Below are 14,902 nucleotides of genomic sequence, written 5' to 3'. Positions count from 1 at the left end.
CTCCGACTGGCGACGTACGGCTGCTGTGGCGGGTGACTGCTCTGTGGCGGGCGGTGAGGCGGGCGCGCGGCGGGCGCGGGCCGCCACCGGTGGGCGGTCCCGCGCGCCGCGGCCGGTCAGGCCCCGCCGCCGGGGCGGCGCATCGGCCGCAGGGCCGGGCGGGCCTTCTTCGGCGCGGGCGCCCGCTCGCCGCCGGGCAGCACGGCCGCGAGGGCCGCGACCGTGGGCGCGTCGAACAGCGTGCGGATCGGCAGCTCCGCGCCGAGGGTGGCGCGGATGCGGCTGACCAGCCGGGTGGCGAGCAGCGAGTGGCCGCCGAGGTCGAAGAAGCTGTCGTCGATCCCGACCCCGGCCGACCCGAGGACGTCGGCGAAGAGTTCGCAGAGCTCCCGCTCGCGCTCGGTGCGCGGGGCCCGGCGCTCGGCCGTCCCGGTGTAGTCGGGGGCGGGCAGGGTGCGGCGGTCGACCTTGCCGTTGGCGGTGACCGGCAGGGCGTCGAGGACGACCACGGCGGCCGGGAGCATGTAGGCGGCGAGGCTGTCGGCGACGGCGGCGCGCAGTTCGCCGGGCGTGGCCTTGCCGGTGGCGTACACCACGAGGCGCTTGTCGCCCGGCTGGTCCTCGCGGACCATCGCGAAGGCCTGGCCGACGGTGGGCAGGGCGGTGAACGCGGCCTCCACCTCGCCGAGTTCGATCCGGAAGCCGCGGATCTTGACCTGGTCGTCGGCGCGGCCGAGGAACTCCAGCACGCCGTCGGCGGTCCAGCGGGCGAGGTCTCCGGTGCGGTACATCCTGCCGCCGCTCTCGCCGAACGGGCAGGCGACGAAGCGTTCGGCGGTCAGGTCGGGGCGGCCGACGTAGCCGCGGGCCAGGCCGGCTCCGGCGATGTACAGCTCGCCCGTCACGCCGGCCGGCACCGGGCGCAGCCCGGCGTCCAGCACGTACAGCCTGGTGTTCGCGAGCGGGCGGCCGATCGGCACCGTGCCCGGCACCGCCGCGGCGAGCGGCATCGGGTACTGGGTCGCGCACAGGGTGGTCTCGGTCGGCCCGTACAGGGCCCGCACCGCGATGCCGGGGACGGCCTCCAGCACCCGGCGCACGGCCGGGGCGGAGACCACGTCACCACCGGTCAGCACCTCGCGCACGCCGGCGAAGATGCCCGGGTCCTCCTCCGCGACGACCCGGAACAGGCCGGCGGTGACGTGCACATGGGTGAGCGCGTGGACCAGGACCAGCTCGCGGATCGAGGCCGCGTCCAGGTCGCCCCGCGGTGCCACGACCACCTGGCCGCCGGAGAGCAGCGGCACCCAGATCTCGTAGGTGGAGGCGTCGAAGGCGTGCGGCGCGTGGAACAGCACCCGCAGGCCCTCGTCGTGCCGCCAGCACGGGTCGGTGGCGAGCTGCACCACGTCCCGGTGGCTGATCGCGATGCCCTTGGGCTCCCCGGTGGAGCCGGAGGTGAACATCACGTACGCGAGCTGCTCCGGGTGCGGTGCGCCGCGGTGGGCGCGCCGTTCGCGCGGACCGTCGGACCAGCCCGCGGTGAGCGGCAGGACGGGGCAGGGGGCGTCGGCGGCCAGCGGGTGGCTCCGGTGCGCCGGGTCGACCAGGACGAGTGTCGCGCCGGTGTCGGCGGTGATCCGCCGCAGCCGCTCGGCCGGGTGCCGGTCGTCCAGCGGGACGTAGCAGCCGCCCGCCTTGGCCACCGCGAGGATCGCGGTGAGCAGGTCGGCGGAGCGGTCCATCAGCAGGACCACCGGCGCCTCGGCGCCGACCCCGGCGGCGGCCAGGCGGGCGGCCAGGTGCTCGGCCCTGGAGTCCAGTTCGGCGTAGCTGAGGGTGCCGTCCTCGGAGACCACCGCCGGTGCGTCGGGGGTTGCGGCGGCCTGGGCCTCGAACAGCCGGGGCAGGCTCTGCTCGGTGACGGGCGCCACCGGTCCCTGCCAGCCGGTGAGCAGCTGTTCGCGCTCGGCCGGGCCGAGGATGTCGATGGCACCGATCGGCGCGTCCGGGGCGGCCACGGCGGCGCGCAGGACCCGCAGCAGCCGCTCGCCGAGGGCGGTCGCGGTGGCGTGGTCGAAGAGGTCGACGGCGTACTCGACCGCCACCGTCAGGCCCGCCCCGGGGCCCTGCTCGGTGAAGCGGAACGACAGGTCGAACTTGGCCACGTCCAGTTCGAAGGGGTGCTCCGAGCAGCCCAGGTCGCCGAACTCGGTGGGCACCGTGGCCCGGCTCTCCAGCGCGACCAGGGTCTGGAAGAGGGGGTGGCGGGCGGGGGTGCGGGTGGGGTTGAGGTGTTCGACGAGGCGTTCGAAGGGGATGTCCTGGTGGTCGTAGGCGTCCAGGTCGGTGCGGCGGATCCGGTCGAGGAGTTGGTGGAAGGTGGGGTCGCCGCTGGTGTCGGTGCGTAGGGGGAGGGTGTTGACGAAGAAGCCGACGAGGTCGTCGAGGGCTTCGTCGGTGCGGCCGGCGACGGGGGTGCCGAGGGGGAGGTCGGTGCCGGCGCCGAGGCGGGTGTAGAGGGTGGCGACGGCGGCCTGGAGGGCCATGAACAGGCTGGCGTTCCGTGCGGTCGCCAACGTGGTGAGCGCGCCGTGCAGTCCGGCGTCGACGGTGACCTCCACCAGGCCGCCCCGGTGCCCCGGCACGGCTGGACGGGCGCGGTCGTACGGGAGCGCCAGTTCCTCCGGGGCGTCGGCCAGGGTCTGCCGCCAGTAGGCGAGTTGCTCGCTCAGCAGGGCACTGGGCCGCTCGTCGGTGCCGAGCAGTTCGCGCTGCCAGAGGGTGTAGTCGGCGTACTGCACCGGCAGCGGTTCCCACCGCGGTGCGGTGCCGGCGGATCGGGCCCGGTAGGCCTCGGCGAGGTCGCGGAACAGCGGGGCGACGGACCAGCCGTCGCCGGCGATGTGGTGCATCAGCACCAGCAGGACGTGCTCGTCGTGCGGCAGCGAGACCAGGGTGGCGCGCACCGGCAGGTCGTGGGCGAGGTCGAAGAGCTCCTCGCCGGCCGCGAGCAGCGCGGTCCGCAGCTCCTCCTCGTCGGCCACCGTGACCTGCCGAAGGGCCAACTCTCCCGCTTCGGCCACCAGTTGCCGCGGCTGCCCGTCGGTGGTCGGGAAGACGGTGCGCAGCACCTCGTGCCGCTCCACCACGTCCCGGACGGCCCGCTCCAGGGCGGGGGCGTCGACGGCGCCGGTCAGCCGGACCGCGACGGGGGTGTTGTAGAGGGCGCTCGGCCCCTCGAACTGCTCGATGAACCAGAGGCGTTGCTGGGCGGAGGAGAGCGGTACGCGTTCGGGTCGCTCGGCGCGGCGCAGGGCCGGGCGGGCCGTGGCGGAGTCGGGCAGCGCGGCGGCGAGCAGGGCCACCGTCGGGTTGTCGAAGAGCGCGCGGATCGGCAGTTCGGCGCCGAGCCCGGCCCGGATGCGGCTGATCAGCCGGGTGGCGAGCAGTGAGTGCCCGCCGCGGTCGAAGAAGTTGTCGTCGATGCCGGTCCTGGCCAGCCCGAGGACCTCGGCGAACAGCTCGCACAGGGCCCGCTCGGTGGCGTCGCGCGGCTCGCGTCCGCCGTCGGCGCCGTGGTAGTCGGGCGCGGGCAGGGCCTTGCGGTCCACCTTGCCGTTGGGGTTCACCGGCAGCGCGTCGAGGACGACGATCGCGGCCGGCAGCATGTAGCCGGGCAGCCGGTCGGTGACGAAGGCGCGCAGTTCGCCGGCTCCCACCTCGCCGGTGACGTACGCGACCAGGCGCCTGTCGCCCGGCTGGTCCTGGCGGACCGCCGCGCAGACCTGGCCGACCGCCGGGTGGGCGCTGAACGCCGCCTCCACCTCGCCGAGTTCGATCCGGAAGCCGCGCAGCTTGACCTGGTCGTCCGCCCGCCCGACGAACTCCAGTTCGCCCGTGGGGGTCCAGCGCACCACGTCGCCGGTGCGGTACATCCTGCCGCCGCTCTCGCCGAACGGGCAGGCCACGAAGCGTTCGGCGGTCAGGCCGGGGCGGCCGACGTAGCCGCGGGCCAGGCCGGACCCGCCGATGTACAGCTCACCGGCCACGCCGGCCGGCACCGGGCGCAGCCCGGCGTCCAGCACGTACAGCCGGGTGTTGGGCAGCGGGCGGCCGATCGGCACCACGTCGGGCACCTCGGCGGCGGAGGCCATCGGGAAGCGGGTCGCGAAGGTGGTGGTCTCGGTCGGCCCGTAGACGTTGACCAGCCGCAGCCCGGGGCAGCTGTCCAGCACCCGCCGCATGGCGGCCGGTGAGGCGATGTCGCCGCCGGTCCACACCTCCCGGAGCCCGGCGAAGGTCTCCGGGGCCTCGGCGGCCAGCACGTTGAAGAGGCCGACGCTGATCCAGGCGGAGGTGGTCCGTTCCTGGCCGATCACCGCCGCCAGCTCGGCGATCCCGAGCCGGCCGGCCGGGGCGATCACCAGTTGGCCGCCGGAGAGCAGCGGCGTCCAGATCTCGTAGGTGGAGGCGTCGAAGGCGGAGGGGGCGTGCACCGGCAGCCGCTCGTGGCCGCCCCCGGTGAAGGTGCCGCCGAGAGCGAGGTCCACCACGGAGCGGTGGGTGACGGCGATGCCCTTGGGTCTGCCGGTCGATCCCGAGGTGTGCATCACGTACGCCAACTGCTCGGCGTCCAGCGGCAGTCCGAGGTTCTCGGGGTGCTCGTCCGCGTGCGGGTCGAGCACCGACAGCCCGGCCAGCGCGGGGTGGTCGCGGTGCGCGGCGTCGGCCAGTACCAGCCGGGCGCCGGTGTCCGCGAGGACGGTCCGCAGCCGGTCGGCGGGCTGGGCGTCGTCCAGCGGCACGTAGCAGCCGCCGGCCTTGAGCACGGCCAGGATCGCCACCACCTGGGCGGCCGAGCGGCCGATCATCAGCGCGACCGGCGTCTCGGGGCCGGCCCCGGCCTCGACCAGCCGCAGCGCCAGCCCGTTGGCGTGGGCGTTGAGCCGGGCGTACGTCAGCTCGGCGTCCTCGGCGGTGAGCGCGGGCGCGTCCGGGGTCTCGGCGGCCCGAGCCTCGAACAGCCCGGGCAGTGAGCCGGCCGGCAGGGGGGCGCTGGTGCCGCTCCACCCGATCAGCCGGGTGCGCTCGGCCGCGGTCAACACCTCGACGGTGCCGACGAGTTCGGCCGGGTCGGCGACGATCCGGTCGAGCAGGGCGAGGAAGCGGTCCAGCAGGGCGCGGGCCTCGTCGGCGGTGAAGGCGTCCGGCCGGTGGTCCAGGCGCAGCTGGAGGCCGTCGCCGGGGGTGAGGGCCAGCACCAGCGGGTAGTGGGCGCTGTCGACGTCCTCGACCAGGGTGACGCGGGTGGCGCCGCTCGGGTCGGCGTCGTCCAGGGCGGACGGGTCCGGGTAGTTGCCGTACACCGTGACGGTGTCGAACAGGCTGCCCATCCCGGCGAGTTGCTGGATCTCGGTGAGGCTGAGGTGCTGGTGGTCCAACAGCGCTGACTGCTCGTGCTGGAGGCGCAGCAGCAGCTGCCCCCAGCTCTCCGCCGAGTCCAGGCGCACCCGCACCGGCACGGTGTTGATCAGCAGGCCCATCATCCGCTCCACACCGGGCAGGTCGTGCGGCCGGCCGGAGACGGTGGCGCCGAACAGCACGTCCTCGCGCCCGGTCAGCCGGGCCAGCAGCACGCCCCAGGCCGCCTGGACCAGGGTGTTGAGGGTGACGCCGTACCGGCGGGCGGTGCGGGCGAGCGCCTCGGTGGCCTCCGGGGAGAGGCCGGTGTGCAGGCGCAGCGGCAGCTGCGGGGCAGCGGCGGAGCGGGCGGGGGCGAGCAGGGTGGGTTCGTCGGCGCCGGCCAGCGCCCGCGCCCAGGCGGTGCGGGCGGCCGTGCCGTCGCGCCGGGTGAGCCAGTGCAGGTAGTCGCGGTACGGGGCCGCCGGGGCCATCGGCCGCTCGAAGTACAGGCCCCACAGCTCCTCGGCGAACAGCGGGGTGGACCAGCCGTCCAGCAGGATGTGGTGCGCGGAGGCGATCAGCCGGTGGCGTCCGGGGGCGAGCCGGAGCAGGGTGTAGCGCAGCAGCGGTGGCCGGGCCAGGTCGAAGCGGCGGCCGTACTCGGCGGCGGCGATCCGGGCGGCCTCCGCCTCCGGGTCGGCGTGGGCGCTCAGGTCGACGACGGTGAAGGGCAGGTCGACGCCGTCCGGGACGGCCTGCACCGGAGGGCCGTCGGGCCGCTGGTGGAACGCGGCCCTGAGGTTCGGCTGGCGCACCAGCAGCGCCTCGGCGGCGGCGCGCAGCCGGTCGGCGTCCACCGGGCCGGTGAGGTCGAAGGTGACGACCGAGGTGTAGACGTCCGCGCCGTCGGCGTCGTACGCCGCGTGGAAGGCCATGCCCTGCTGGAGCGGCGAGGTCGGCCAGACGTCGGCCAGGCGGGCGGGGGCGTGGTGGGCGGCCAGCTCGTCCAGCTCGCCCTGGGTGAGGGCGGCCAGCGGGAAGTCGGAGGGGGTGTGCCCGCCGGCGTCCGGCCGTTCGGCGTGCTCGGCGAGCGCGCCCAGCGCGGCGAACCAGGCCTCGGCGAGGGCGCGCACCCGCTCCTCGGAGAGCAGCCCGCCCGCGTACGACCACTGGGCGACCAGCAGCGGGCCCTGCGGGGTGTCCACGGTGGTGGCGTCCAGGCCGAGCACCCGGCCGAGCGCGAGGCCGGTCGCGGCGCCCTCGGTCATCGCCTCGCTGCCGGCGAGCACGTCCTCGGCGGTGACGCCCTCGGGCGCGAAGCGGCCCAGGTAGTTGAACTCGACCTGCGGGTCGGCGTATCCGGCGAGGACGGCGGCGGTGTCCGGGTTGAGGTGGCGCAGCAGGCCGAAGCCGATGCCGTTGTCCGGGACGGCGCGCAACTGCTCCTTCACCCGGCCGAGGGCCCGGCCCAGCTCGGGGCCGGCCGCGGTGACCTCGGACCAGGCAGGCGCCCCGGGGGCGAGCCGGACGGGGTGGACGGAGGTGAACCAGCCCGCGGTGCGGTGCAGGTCGACGCCGTCGACGACCTCCTCGCGGCCGTGGCCCTCCACGGTGACCAGCACGGCGCCGTCGGGGCCGGTGGTCTCCAGGCCGCGCCAGTGGCCGAGGGCCAGCGCCAGGCCGGTCAGCAGCACGTCGTTGACCTGGGCGTGGTAGGCGGCGGTGACCTTGGTGAGCAGCGCCCCGGTGGTCTCGGCGGGCAGCACGAGGCGCAGCACGCCCTCGGTGGCGTAGGTGTCCCGCGCCGCGTCCAGCGGGCGGTCGCCGAGCAGCGGGTCCGGGGTGGCCAACGCGGCTTCCCAGAGCGGGAGTTCGACGTCCCGGCGGCCGCTCCGCGCCTCGGCGGTGAGCCGCTGGGCCCAGCGGCGGAAGGAGGTGGGCACCGGCGCGAGCCCGACGGCGCGGCCCTCGCGCAGGGCGGCGAGCGCGCCGAGCAGGTCCTCCTCGACGATGCGCCAGGTGACGCCGTCCACCACCAGGTGGTGGATCACCAGCAGCAGCCGCGAGGGCAGCCCGGGGCCGGCGTCGAAGTGTACGGCCCGGACCATCCGGCCGTCCTCGGGCGACAGGCGCTCGCGGGCGGCCGCGGTCTCGGCGCGCAGCGCCTCGGCGGTGGCCGGGCCGTCGACCCGGCTCAGCACGTCGGCGGCCAGGACGGCGCCGGGCCCGGGCACGTGCAGCGTCCAGGGACGCTCGGCGAGCGGGGAGGTGCGGGCGCGGAACAGGTCGTGGTGGTCGAGCAGCGCCTGGACGGCGGTGGTCAGGTGCTCCCCGGGCGTGCCGGCGGGCAGGGTGAGCAGGGTGGACTGGTAGAAGCTCTCCACCGCGCCGTGCTGGGCGGCCAGCCAGTGCACGATCGGCGTCGGCGGCACCTCGCCCAGGCCGGCGCCGGCGGGCTCGGCGGCCGCCGGCCCCTCCAGCGGCCGGGCGATCCGTGCCAGCGCCTCGACGGTCGGGGCGAGGAACACCTCGCGCGGGGTCAGCCGCAGGCCCGCCCGCCGGGCCCGGGAGACCAGCTGGATGGCCACGATGGAGTCGCCGCCCAGCTCGAAGAAGGAGTCCGTGACGCCGACCCTGGGCAGGCCCAGCACCTCGGCGAACAGCCGGACCAGGGTGTGCTCCCGCTCCCCGGCGGGGGCCCGGCCGCCCTCCTCGCCGGCGCCGAACGCCGGCGCGGGCAGGGCGCGCCTGTCCACCTTGCCGTTGGGCGTGAGCGGCAGCCGGTCGAGCACCACGACGGCCGGCACCATGTGGTCGGGCAGCCGCTCGGCGCAGTGCGCCCGCAGCTCGGCCGGATCGGTGGCGCCCACCGTGTAGCCGACCAGCCGGCGCTCGCCCGGGCGGTCCTCGCGCACCAGCACCACGGCCTGGCGCACCCCGGGGTGGGCGGAGAGGGTCTGCTCGATCTCGCCGGGCTCCACCCGGAAGCCGCGGATCTTCACCTGGTCGTCGGCCCGGCCGAGGAAGTCCAGCTGGCCGTCCGGGCGGAGGCGGCCGAGGTCGCCGGTGCGGTACATCCGGCTCCCGGGCTCGCCGAACGGGCAGGCCACGAAGCGTTCGGCGGTCAGGCCGGGCCGGCCCAGGTAGCCGCGCGCCAGGTGCGGTCCCGACACGTACAGCTCGCCGGCGGTGCCCGGTTCGACCGGGCGCAGCCGCTCGTCCAGCAGGTGGATGCGTACGTCCCGGCAGGGGTGGCCGATCGGAGGCTGCTCGGCACCGGTGAGCGGCTCGCTCATGCTGACGATGACGGTGGCCTCGGTCGGCCCGTAGCTGTTGAGCATCAGCCGGCCGCGGCCGCAGCGGGCGGCCAGCTCGCGGGAGACCGCCTCGCCGCCGCCGATCAGGGTGCGCAGCGAGGGCATCGGCAGGTCGGGCAGGGTGGAGATCATCGCGGTGGCGATGTCGGCGTGGGTGACGCCGTACCGGTCGATCAGGGCGGCCAGCGGCTCGCCGACCAGCTCGCTCTGCTCGCGCGGCAGGACGAGCGCGGCGCCGGTGGTGAGCGCCACGGACAGGTCGGAGACCGAGACGTCGAAGCTGAGCGAGGAGGCCTGGAGCACCCGGCTGCCGGGGCCGACCCCGGTCGCGGCGACCTGGGTGGCGACCATGCCGGGCAGCCCGGTGTGAGTGACGGCCACCCCCTTGGGCCGGCCGGTGGAGCCGGAGGTGTAGATGACGTACGCGGTGTTCAGGGCGCTCACCGGCCGGACCCGCTCGGCGGCGGTGAAGGGCGTGCCGGGGCGGGCTTCGAGCTCGGCGCGGTGCTCGGCGGAGTCCAGCAGCAGCCGGGGGGTGCCGGTCCCGGGCAGCTGCCCGGCGGCCTCGGCGGTGGTGAGCACCAGGGCGGCCCCGGAGTCGGTCAGCATGTGGCGCAGCCGCTCGGCCGGGTAGGCCGGGTCGGCGGGCAGCCAGGCGGCGCCGGTCTTGGCGACGGCGAGGATCGCGGCTATCGCCTCGGGGGACTTGGGCAGGGCCAGCGCGACGACGTCCTCGGCGCCCAGGCCGCGGGCGGCCAGCACCCGGGCCAGCCGGTTGGCGCGGGCGTCCAGTCCGGCGTAGCCGAGGGTGGTGTCCTCGGCGTACAGCGCGGGGGCGTCCGGGGTGCGGGCGACCTGGGCGTCGATCAGCTCGGTGAGGGTCGGACGGGTGTCGGGACGGGGTGTCCGTGCCTCGGCCAGGCGGGCGGCCAGGGCGGCTGGGGAGGGCGCGTCCAGCAGGGCGGACGGCGTCAGGCGGACGCCGAACCCGGCGTGCACGCGGTCCAGCAGCCGCTCGGCGGCGGCCCGGTCACCGCCCAGGCCGTGGAAGTCCGCCGCGGGGTCGACCGACTCGCGGCCGAGCACCTCCGCGAACAGTCGGCACAGCACCTCGGCCGGATTCGGCCGCTGGTCGGTTCTGTGCGTCTGCTGGACCCCGGACATGTGACTCTCTCCCTCGTGCGGCTGGCCCCCGCGGTGGCGGGAGGGGCTGGCTGGGTTGACCTCGGGCGGTCGGCCCGGTGGTCGGCGGAGCGATGTTCTGGTCGTGGTGCGGTGGTGTGCTGCGTTGTGCTGTGATGTGCGGTGGTGCCGGTGCTGGGGTGGTGCGGGCAGGACGGTGCCGACGGTGCCGGGTGGCGGCGGGGCGCGACGGTGTCGGCCGATACACGCGCGTAGACGCGGGGCACGGGACGACGCCGGCGGCGTGACGGTGCGGCCGCGCGGCGTGGGGTGCTGCGGAGGTGTGGGCACTGCGGTGGCGTGGGTGCTGCGGTGGCGTGCCGGTGCCGGCGGGCTCCGGGTGAGCGGCGGCTCGGGAGGGCGGGGCTGCGCCGCGTCGTGCCGTGCCGTGCAGCGTCGTGCCGTTCCGTGCCGTGCCGGAGCGGGGACGGCCGGGTGAGCGGCCTCGCGGCTCAGGGCCGGGGGACGGAAGCGCGGTGGTGCCGGCGGACCGGTGGGCGGTGTGCGGCGGCCGGGATCAGCTCTCGGCCAGGTGCGCGATCAGGCTCTTCGGCCGCAGGTCCTGCCAGTTCCGCTCGACGTAGTCGAGACAGTCCTGCCGTCCGGCGGTGCCGAAGACCTGCTGCCAGCCGGCGGGCACCGGGCTGAAGGCCGGCCAGAGCGAGTGCTGTCCCTCGTCGTTCACCAGGACGAGGTAACTGGCCTCGGCATCCTCGAACGGGTTCGCCATGGTCGGGATTCCTCTCTGTTCGGAGCACTGTTCTGTTCGGAGCACTGCGGGACGGGGCTGAGCGGCGGCATGGTGGCGAGACGGAGCGGAGGAGCGGGCAGGAGCCTCGGCTCACGGACCCCAGCCGGAGTCGGCCTGCGGCCCGGCGACGGCGGTGACGAAGCCCGCGGCCGGGTGCGGCTGGGTGTGGAGCTGGAGTTGGAGGCCCACCACGGCGGTCAGCAGAACGGCGAGAATCCCGAGCATCTTGTGAATGCGAACGGCAGGGTTGGTCATCGCGAATCCTCTTCCTGAGGAGGGCGGTCTGCCCTCTTCGCTCTGCCCCGCATCCTGCCGAAGGCCCAAACGGGCTTGGAAGCTCTGGTTGTGATCGTGAACACGCAATGCGGGAACCGGAAGCCCGGGCAGATGATGTCAAACGCAGACAGAAGCGATCCAAAGCACACCTGGCTCTGTCAGATCAGTGGTGGGGGACCAGCGCGGAGCCGCGACCGCGGACGGGGGAGGCGGTCACTCCGCCGCGCCGGGATCCGAGCCCCGGCGCAGGTCCTCCCGGACGGCGGGCCAGTCCTCCACCCACGGCCGTCCGGCTCCGGCCGGCGACTCCAGGGCGAGGGTCGCCAGGTAGGCGCGCTTGAGCGCGGCCCGCTCGTCCTGCACCCGGCCCGAGGCCTGCTCGATCCGGCGCAGCCGGGCGTGCAACCGCTCCAGCGCGCCCCCGCCCGTCAGCAGGCGCCGCGCCTCGGGCCCGAACCGGAAACCGGGGGACAGCAGTGGCCAGGCCGACCGCCAGACCCGGAACACCTCGCGGTGGCCCGGCCCCCACTCCCGCTCGGCCCGGGACAGCCCCTCCAGCGCGGCCCGCTCGGTCGGCGCCGTACAGGTCTCGCGCAACGCCCGCGCGAGCGCCCCCCAGTCCTCGCCGGGGGCGTGCCGCAGCGCGGCGTGCAGCAGGTGGGCCACCGACCCGTGCACCACGGTGCGCGGCCACTGCGCGGCCGCCGCCTCGGCCAGGACCGCGCCGGTGCCGCCGACCAGCACCCAGACCTCCCGCACCCCGCGCCCGGCGAGCCCGGCCAGCACCCGCGGCCACTGCTCCCCGTCCGCGGCCGGCCACAGGCCCAGCACCTCGCGCCGGCCCTCGACGGAGACCCCGAGCGCCAGGTGCACCAGCGGCCCGCCCGAGCGGCCGCTGCGCACCGAGTCCACGAAGACCACCGGGTAGACCGGGTCGAGCCGCCGCGCGCGCCGCTCGGAGAGCTCGTCGAGCACCTGGTCGGTGATGGCCGAGACGGTCTCCCGGCTGAGCTCGACGCCGTACACCTCGGCCAGGTGCGCCACCAGTTCGCCCGAGCTGAGGCCGCGCGCGGTCAGCGAGATCACCAGCCGGTCGAGCCCGGGCAGCCGGCGTGCCCGGGGGAGCAGGGCCTTGGGGGAGAAGGTGCCCTCGCGGTCCCTGGGCACCCTCACCTCGACCGGGCCGACCTCGGTGAGCAGCCGTCTGGCCCGGCTCCCGTTGCGGCCGTTGCCGCCGCTCCCCGCACCGACTCCTGCTCCCGCACCCGCTCCCGCACCCGCGCCGGAGCCGCGCAGGTGCTCCCGGAGTTCGAGCTCCAGGGCGCCCTCGATCAGCTGCTTGGCGTAGGCCTGGAGCAGCCCGCCCTCGCCCAGCAGCCGTACCGCGCCGGAGCCGACCTGTGCGGCGGCGGCCTCCGCCAACTGCCGTACCAGGCGCTGGTCCACCAGACCGGCGGGGGTGGCGGACGGTGCCGCCGGGTCGGACTCAGCTCGCAACTGGGGATGCCCTCCGTCTGTAGGCCGTTCCGCCCCGCCGATCCCCCGCTCCGGACGCCCCGGCGGGGCGGCGGGCGCGGCTTCCCGGCGGTTCCCCGGTCGCCGTCGCCGGGTGCGGTCGTGTCCGGGACCGTCACCGCCGACGCCCCCGTACGCGTGTTCGTTCGACTACCGTCAGCCGGTGATTTCCGCGCCCATTGGGCGTACACTCACGGCTGTCGGAGCCCGGGGGGCGGCTTCTGAACGGCAGTCACCACCATCTTGCCGGTCCGGATGCCCGGCTGTGACCGGTACGGGCATTCGTGAAGCCGCAATGCCGAAGCCGGAAGGATGCCCAGATGTGCCCAACCCAGGACAACTGCGCGGAAACGGGGACACCCCGGCTCTGCGACCTGGGCATCGAGTTCTACCGTTCGGCGCTGGCCGACGGCGAGGCGCGGGGGGAGGCCCCCGAGTGCCTGCTGGCGATGGGCCTGCTGCGCCCGCTGCCCGGCTCCGGCGACCGGCTTGCCGCCGTCCCCCCGGACGTCGCGGCCACCGGACTGGCCCGGCCGCTCGAACTCGCCGTACTGGCCCACCAGGAGCGGCTCGCCGAACTGCACACCTCCTTCACCGTCGCCGAGCACGCCTACCGGGACGTCATGCGGCGCTCCAGGCTGCCGATCCGCCTGCTGGCGGGCGACGAGATCAATCCGGCGCTGGAGAAGGCCGTCGCCGACTGCTCCGAGGAACTGCTCACCGCCCAGCCGGGCGGCGGACGCGGCCCCGACCAGCTGGCCGACGCGCTCCCGCGCGACCTCGCCCTGGCCGGCCGCGGCGTGCGCCAGCGCACCCTCTACCAGCACACCGTGCGCTCGCACGGCCCGACGCTCGCCTACATCGAGCAGGTCACCGCGCAGGGCGCCCAGGTGCGCACCCTGAACGAGGTCTTCGACCGGGTCATCATCTGCGACCGCACCACCGCCTTCATCCCGGCCGGCGCCGACCGCGAGGCCGCGGCGATGCTCGTCCAACTCCCGCCGCTGGTCGAGTACCTGCTCAAGATCTTCGAGCTGATGTGGGAGCGCGCCGAGCCCGTCACCTACCAGGCGGGCCACCACCGCCCCCGGCTGCTGACCACCCGCACCCGGCAGAACGTCCTGCGCCTGATGGTCAACGGCTACACCGACGAGGCCATCGCCTCCCGCCTCGGCATGAGCACCCGTACCGTCTCCAGCCACATCCAGAAGGCCAGCGAACTCCTCGGCAGCCGCAGCCGCGGCCACCTCGGCTACATCATCGCCCGCCAGGGCGTCCTCGACGACCCCCTCGACGAGCTCTGACCCCCCGGCCCCCGCGGCCATCGGTGCCCAGGGCCCCGGCCGTTGCCGAGTTCTCCGACGAGCACGAATGGTGATCATGGAAGTGTCCCGTCCCGACCGTCTGACCTCCCTTGCCGTGTGTGCCGGTGCGGGCGGCCTCGCGCTCGGTCTCGAACAGGCGGGTTTCGATCCCGTGCTGCTCCTGGACAACCGCCCGGTGGCCTGCGCGACGCTGCGGCTGAATCGCCCGGATTGGCACGTCCTCGAGGCCGACCTCCTCGACTTCGTCCCGGAGGAGCACCGGGAGTGTTACGACGTGGATCTCCTGGCCGCCGGTCTGCCCCGGGTGAAGGCGAACGCCGCGGTGCGGCGCGAGGACAGCGCGGAGGAACTCCGGCTGCTCGATGCGACGGTCATGCTCCTGCACGGCGTACAGCCGCGTGCCCTGCTCATCGAGAACCTCTCCGAGTTGGCCTCCAAGCCCGCGTACGAATCCATCCGTTCGGAGGTCGGGACCGAGCTCGAACACCTCGGGTACGAGTACGCGTGGTTCGTCGTCAACGCGAAGTGGCACGGTGTGCCCCAGGACCGCAAGCAGGGGATCCTGGTGGCGCTGAAGGACGGCTCCATGCGTGACTTCGTGCCCCCGGCGCCGGACGCCGAGCCCCCGCTGACGGTGGGGGAGGCTTTGGGTGCCTCGATGGCCACCCGCGGGTGGCCGCACGCCGCGGCTTGGGCCGCACAGGCCGACGAGGTCGCCCCGACCCTGGTCGGGGGTTCCTGGAAGCGTGGCGGGCCGGATCTGGGGCCGACCGGAACGAAGCGATCCTGGGCCCGCATGCGCGTCAACGGCGGCACCGTCGCCAATGAGGTGCCCGGGCCCGAGGACCGCTGGGACCCGTCACCGGACGGCACCGACATGGTGAAGCTGACGGTCGAGCAGGCGGCCCGACTGCAGGGCTTTCCCGAGGATTGGTCCTTCGCCGGCGGCAAGACGGACCGCTACCGACAGGTGGGCCACGCGTCGCCGCCCCCGGTGGCCCGGGCCTTCGGGCTCGCGATCCGGTCCGCGCTGGGCCACCCCGCACCGGTGCCGCGGGACCGGGGTGAAGTGAACTGAGCCCCGCGCCGGGCGGGACGGCACCGGCTGTGTCGTCCCGCCCGCCACGTCA

Annotated in this window: 6 protein-coding genes; 2 read left to right on the top strand and 4 right to left on the bottom strand. The window is 75.4% G+C overall.

The window, feature by feature from the left end; genetic code table 11:
* Positions 1-116: 116 nt before the first annotated feature.
* The 4 genes from ACIQOW_RS17090 to ACIQOW_RS17075 all read right to left on the bottom strand — a co-directional run bounded on the left by ACIQOW_RS17090 (position 117) and on the right by ACIQOW_RS17075 (position 12,429).
* The gene (locus ACIQOW_RS17090) at positions 117-9,887 is read right to left on the bottom strand and encodes an amino acid adenylation domain-containing protein (protein WP_401085224.1); all 9,771 of its coding nucleotides are present in this window, start codon (positions 9,885-9,887) and stop codon (positions 117-119) included.
* A 535-nt stretch (positions 9,888-10,422) separates the two neighbouring features.
* Positions 10,423-10,635 (bottom strand): MbtH family protein, encoded by a 213-nt coding sequence (locus ACIQOW_RS17085; RefSeq protein ID WP_188295315.1) that lies wholly within the window; start codon positions 10,633-10,635, stop codon positions 10,423-10,425.
* Between the two features lie 111 nt (positions 10,636-10,746).
* Positions 10,747-10,911, bottom strand: a complete 165-nt coding sequence (locus ACIQOW_RS17080) for a hypothetical protein (RefSeq protein ID WP_188295314.1) — start codon at positions 10,909-10,911, stop codon at positions 10,747-10,749.
* Between the two features lie 234 nt (positions 10,912-11,145).
* On the bottom strand, positions 11,146-12,429 hold the full coding sequence (locus ACIQOW_RS17075; RefSeq protein ID WP_401085219.1) for an IS256 family transposase: 1,284 nt from the start codon (positions 12,427-12,429) through the stop codon (positions 11,146-11,148).
* Between the two features lie 338 nt (positions 12,430-12,767).
* Here ACIQOW_RS17075 and ACIQOW_RS17070 point away from each other — a divergent pair, with 338 nt between their 5' ends.
* On the top strand, positions 12,768-13,751 hold the full coding sequence (locus tag ACIQOW_RS17070) for a LuxR C-terminal-related transcriptional regulator (RefSeq protein ID WP_223244134.1): 984 nt from the start codon (positions 12,768-12,770) through the stop codon (positions 13,749-13,751).
* Positions 13,752-13,818: 67 nt separating this feature from the next.
* Complete coding sequence (locus ACIQOW_RS17065; protein ID WP_401085216.1) at positions 13,819-14,850, top strand: DNA cytosine methyltransferase; 1,032 nt, start codon at positions 13,819-13,821, stop codon at positions 14,848-14,850.
* Positions 14,851-14,902 lie beyond the last annotated feature (52 nt).

The organism is Kitasatospora sp. NPDC091335 (genome assembly GCF_044757205.1).
Lineage (GTDB): Bacteria > Actinomycetota > Actinomycetes > Streptomycetales > Streptomycetaceae > Kitasatospora.
Note: the sequence above shows the minus strand (reverse complement) of the source record. Positions and strands in the feature narration are given on the sequence as shown.